General features: G+C 28.3%; 5 protein-coding genes. 2 read left to right on the forward strand and 3 right to left on the reverse strand.

The genetic code is table 11. The annotated features are described in order from the left end of the window. Positions 1 to 205: 205 nt before the first annotated feature. On the forward strand, positions 206 to 703 hold the full coding sequence (locus tag HNQ03_RS15765; protein WP_173780653.1) for a hypothetical protein: 498 nt from the start codon (positions 206 to 208) through the stop codon (positions 701 to 703). Positions 704 to 748: 45 nt separating this feature from the next. After that, on the forward strand, positions 749 to 1,153 hold the full coding sequence (locus HNQ03_RS15770; protein ID WP_173780654.1) for a helix-turn-helix domain-containing protein: 405 nt from the start codon (positions 749 to 751) through the stop codon (positions 1,151 to 1,153). A gap of 1,164 nt (positions 1,154 to 2,317) precedes the next feature. Here the strand turns inward: HNQ03_RS15770 and HNQ03_RS15775 are convergent. The 3 genes from HNQ03_RS15775 to HNQ03_RS15785 form a co-directional block, all read right to left on the reverse strand. Further along, entirely contained in the window at positions 2,318 to 2,812 is a 495-nt protein-coding gene (locus tag HNQ03_RS15775; protein ID WP_173780655.1) for a hypothetical protein, read from the reverse strand. A 109-nt stretch (positions 2,813 to 2,921) separates the two neighbouring features. Beyond that, the gene (locus tag HNQ03_RS15780) at positions 2,922 to 3,815 is read right to left on the reverse strand and encodes an RHS repeat-associated core domain-containing protein (protein WP_226927536.1); all 894 of its coding nucleotides are present in this window, start codon (positions 3,813 to 3,815) and stop codon (positions 2,922 to 2,924) included. A 31-nt stretch (positions 3,816 to 3,846) separates the two neighbouring features. Next, positions 3,847 to 4,524, reverse strand: coding sequence for a hypothetical protein (locus HNQ03_RS15785; RefSeq protein WP_173780656.1), 678 nt, complete (start codon positions 4,522 to 4,524; stop codon positions 3,847 to 3,849). Positions 4,525 to 4,903 lie beyond the last annotated feature (379 nt).

Consider the following 4,903-nt stretch of genomic DNA (forward strand, 5'->3'; position numbering starts at 1 on the left):
ATTCTTAAAAAAAATCGGAATAGATATGTCGGATAAAGAGTCCTTAAATTAAAATTCAATTAGAAAAAAGTGTCCAGTTATTTGCGTTTAAGACATTAAAGCATATTTAAAGAAAAATAAATTAAATAAATACATTCCATACTTCATTTCTATAGAAGGAACTGACGCTTACTACAACAAAGATTACCTCACAGCAATTATAAAATTGAAAGAGGCATTAAATTCTTACAATGACCAATGGAGCCATAACACGGAGGTCTATTATTTAGGACTTGCGAACTGGAAATTAGGAAAACACGCTGTTGCCATCAAATATCTAGAAGAAATAGACAAAGAATATGAAAAAGAAAAAAAATTGGATCCCCAATTTCGCACTGCTTACGAATTACTTATAAAATACAACGATTCTATTGGCAATAAAGATAAGCAATTATTATACATTAATAAATTAATGCTTTTAGATAGATCTTATGAAAAAAATTTCAAGTATTTGTACTCCAAAATCAATAAAGAATATGATACTCAAAAATTGATTGATATAAAAAATAGAATTGAAAAATCTTTAAAATTCCGTAATTATCTTGGTGTATTTCTTTTACTTCTCATTTCGATAATATCTTTTTATGGATATCGTTTTTATAAATTACAGAAAATATACAAAGCAAGATTTGATGATATAGTTGCGGAAAAGTCCAAAAAATAGACATTTGCAAACGAAAATATTATTGATGATTTTAGTTTTAATAATATGCAAAAAGATCTGGATGCAGAATATTTTAATAAAATTCCAGGATTGAAACCAAACTATGTAAAGAATATATTAGGTCAGTTAGAAAAATTCGAGGAAGAAAATAAATACACAGATTCTCAACTTTCTATTAAGCTTTTAAGTGAAAATTTCGGAACCAATTATGTTTATTTATCAAAACTAATAAATGAATATAAAGGAAAAAATTTCAATGTTTATATTAATGATTTGCGCTTAGAATACGCTGTCGAACTTCTAAAAAACAAAAGGTACTTAAATGTAGATATAAAAGATTTATCAGCATTGGCTGGTTTTTCGACTCCATATAATTTTTCGTCAAATTTTGTAAGAAAATACAAAATTAAGCCTTCTTATTTTATAAAGTTGCTAAAAGAAAAAGCATAGTTTTTTTTAAATTTTGATTGAAAATTTACAAATTAGAATTAATTATAAAATTGTGCCATAATATTTTAATTAAAGCCTAATTGGGAAAATTGTACAAACGCTTAACATAATGTCCATTATAAAAAATTTTACTATAATTCCAATAAGATATAATATTCGAAATTAAAAATTTTCTTGTAGTTAACTAAAATTATGGTTTTATTAATTTAGTCCCCGTTCCAAAAATCGGGGACTAAATTGAGTGTTGTTTAGGATGCTTTAGAGATATATAGTGTTGTTTAAAATTTTGTAAAACGTTTAAAATCAAAGAAATGATTATTTATGGTGCGGTAGTGTTGTTTAACTTTAATCCCTGTGGGTCTACAATTTTTGCAAAACGCTTTGATTTTTTCAGAGCGTTTTTTTTTATTTTAAATTTTAAACTTTTTTTGGATCACGCACAAAACTTGGAGACTAAGCAAAAATTTGGGTTAATCTGCACAAGAAAAACTTCCGATCTGTTACTTCGTGTAATTGCATTCGGTTAGAAAATGATATAAGCCAATCTATTACAGTATACAACAGCGAAAAGCCGCATTATTTCTACAAAATTTATACGCTAGATGAAACCTAACGAAGTGGTTCGGCGAAGCCAAGTGTATGAAAATCCGGAATTAAAAGACACTAAAATCTTCTTTGAAAAAATGAATTAAGAAAGAATAGCAGCCAATAAAACATTTGTTTGTGGTAAAGTGTGCCCATAACTAATAAAATGAGCGTTTTTTCTAACCTTTTATTGAAATATTAAACTTTTGAAGTAACTTTTTCAAAATGGTTTTACAATTTTTAAAAGAAGCCGATATTAAAAATGAAAATCTTCATTTTTGTTTAGTAAATTACCAAAAACGAATTTTCGTTTTTTATTTTAAAGAATTTACTTGTTTCTATACCCTTATCAATACTACGTTTTTTGAAATTATTAAACAGCATTCTAAAATTACGGGCTATCAGATGAAGCCGCAGAGCGAGTAATCTACTTTATACTCTAAAGCTAATTTTGCTAATTCCTCTTTTGGTATATAATCTAAAACTTCCGAAACTCCCATAGTTTCTCGTAAAGTTACAAAATCTCAAGGTTTCGAACACTTATGATTGCAAATCCGCGCTATCGGGTCTTTTTTCATTTTAGGGCATGGATTGCCAATCTGCGCCATCGAATCGTTTAATAGGTAAAGGAGCTCCATCAAAGTTTTTTATATCAAAATACAAATCATATGATTCTTTATTTCTTTCGATAATTAAAGTTGTACTTCCTTTTTTCTTCGAAACATAATCACCTTCTTTAATTTTACCATTCCACTGATCTAGCATAGGTAGATAAACTTGTCCAAAATTCATGTAAGCGTTCATGTGATTTGAACTGTCTGCAACTTCTCCTAAATATTTATTTCGGTTCATTTCTATTGATAGAAATTTATCGATAAAAAGTTCTTTATTAGATTTAAAAAAAGCTAATTTATTATTGTTACTATTAAAAGTATACATTATAAATAGTATTATAAATACAACAAAAGCTAGTAAGATTTTAATTTTTTTATTCATTTCGGCTCTATTTTCTAGGTTGTGTTGTCCCAAATAAGAATGTCCTACCGTATTGATATGAAGCACCTGCTGTAGCATTTAATCCCATTCCTGCTGTAGTGTAACCTCTTGAACCATTTTTACTTAATCCAAAATTTTTAAGATTCATATCACTTAATTGGAAACTACCATTGTAATCCGAACCGCCTTAAGAAGCACCTAAAAGGGGAATTCCTGCGTTATAACTCATGCCATTCCCTTTAAAGTCATTTATATTAAAATTGCGATTATCAGGACGATTAACAGAAAATAAACTGAGTGAAACACCCGAATCATAACCAACGCCAGTAGATGGTGTTATATAAAACGAACTTCCATTTTTCCCATCTGCAGAAACATAACCAACAGCTACAGAATATCCCACTCCATATATTTGGCTAAATTTTAATTCTCCGCCCATTCCTCCTAATCCTTTAGAAGACATTGTTCTAATCGAAACAATGGTTTGAGTATCTCTATTTACACCTATATCCATTCCACCAGCAGTTGTGAAATTAGAGAACATTACATTTCCTTTAGAGTCTGTTGCAACTCCTGCTGAATCTAAATTATATTGATCAATTTGCTCTCCGCTAGCATTATTAGATGTTACTGTTGCTGCATCATAATAGTTTGTAACGCCGACATAATGTTTGTCTATTGCTTCTTGTTTAGAATTAACATTTGAGTCATAAAAGATACTTCTCTTCCCATCTATTTTTGTTTCAATCCATCCTTCTCCTTCCATCCCTGTAGGATCCATAAAATATATAGGATTATTATTTGCGTATGCATAAGGCTGCATTGTTTTCTCCGCGAGCGGATCCACTACTCCCCATCTACCGATATCTGGCATGTACATTCTTGCGCCATAATCGTACATTCCGGTTTCCTGCAGTTCCTTGCCGTTGTATTTATAATTAGTATAACTACCATTTCCAAAATAGGCATCTTCTTCTTCATTCCGTAGAAAACTCATGCCAAATGGATAATAATCGTTGCTGTCGGTTACTACTAGTTCGTCATTTGCATCTTTTTTGTAGGTCAATCTTACGTTACCCAACTGATCTCAACACCAGTGTTTTTTTCTTAATTCAATTCAATCCACAATTTTCTCTATAGTACGAATTATTTAATCTGAAACCATATTTTAAAAAAATATATGATGTATTATCATTTGTAACAACTTCATATAACTTCAATTTATTATTTAAAAACTCATAGTCAATTATCCCCTCTACATTACGATAATCATTATTTTTATACTCATAATCTACTTGATTAATAATTTTTGTGGCATTTAATTTTTTTAATATTTTTTGATTTAATATTTCGGAAAGATCATTAAAAATTATTAAAATTCCTGGCTCAACTTCAAAAAAAGCAAAATTATATTTAGGTCCCTGATTTTTTTTTTGTGTACAATTATTTATTTTTTTGATTGTTCTATTTTCAAATAATATAGAACTTTCCAGAAACGTTTTTTTCGAATTTATAATTTTAATATTTATTTTATTTAATGCAAAAGATTTTTCATGTTCAATATCATATATACCACTTACCGAGATTATTATAGGTGCATATTCTTTTTTAGAATTAATACCATTAGAAAGTAATTTAATATCGTTCCTAAAGGAAAAAGAATGCTTTACAAAATTTATTGAAAAGTTTATTTCATCAATTAGTTCGCGATTTTTTACAATTTTATCAATATTTTGACCATTTGTGAAAATATAGCATATGAGCATTATAAATACAATCTTTTTTTTCATTTTGACTTAAAATATTTGTTAAAATAGTTATCATATAAAGAACCAACATTATTAAAAACACCAATTCTACCATTCATTTGGTTGTTAGGATTATTGGTATATCTATACAAACTGCCATTTACAGCATTACCTTCTGTTTTATTAACAAAATAAGTAAAATATCTTGTAGTAAAAGAAGTTGCATTACGTACATCTACTCCGGCTGGACCATCATTTAGAAAATGCGAATGGATATCTATATTTTTACTTTGAACACCAAATAAATGATCACCAACACTGTAAGACTATTCTACCCTCATTTCTTTAGACCACAATTAGTTGTTTCTTAATTGTTTTTATGCTGCTAATTTATACATTTCCAATGGCTTTTTGAGTTTAA

The sequence above is a fragment of the Frigoriflavimonas asaccharolytica genome, from assembly GCF_013294015.1.
GTDB lineage: Bacteria > Bacteroidota > Bacteroidia > Flavobacteriales > Weeksellaceae > Frigoriflavimonas > Frigoriflavimonas asaccharolytica.